Consider the following 345-nt stretch of genomic DNA (forward strand, 5'->3'; position numbering starts at 1 on the left):
AGCTGCCGTACCGAATCACAGATTCGCCACGGCAGGCGGGCAATAGATGCCGTCGCGCCAGCGAACCTGCTGTAACAGGTTCACGGCGCGACGCTCCGAGACGAGCGTCTTGATAGGGAACATCGTTCGTCGGGTGACGCGGTCGTGCCACCCTGGCCTGTTGTGACTTCTGGCTCCAGCTGAGAACTGAGCAACAATCCTCTACCCAAGAGCGTTAAAATATTACCGAAGAGAATGGAAGACAGTTCATCATCAACAGCTACTGCGTATGACCCGACAACACCTGATTCATCAAAATTGTCGAGGAGCCAGTTTACAAGCCGTGAGCCGTCGGTAAGCATATAA

The 345-nt window shown here is 53.9% G+C and carries 2 pseudogenes; both read right to left on the minus strand.

What is annotated here, in order from left to right:
• Nucleotides 1-123, minus strand: a pseudogene (locus EXE46_RS16705) (transposase); the annotation flags it as partial.
• Nucleotides 81-345, minus strand: a pseudogene (locus tag EXE46_RS17555) (hypothetical protein); the annotation flags it as partial. The pseudogenes EXE46_RS16705 and EXE46_RS17555, both read right to left, overlap by 43 nt.

This window comes from Halorubrum sp. GN11_10-6_MGM, from assembly GCF_005435165.1.
Taxonomy (GTDB): Archaea; Halobacteriota; Halobacteria; order Halobacteriales; family Haloferacaceae; genus Halorubrum.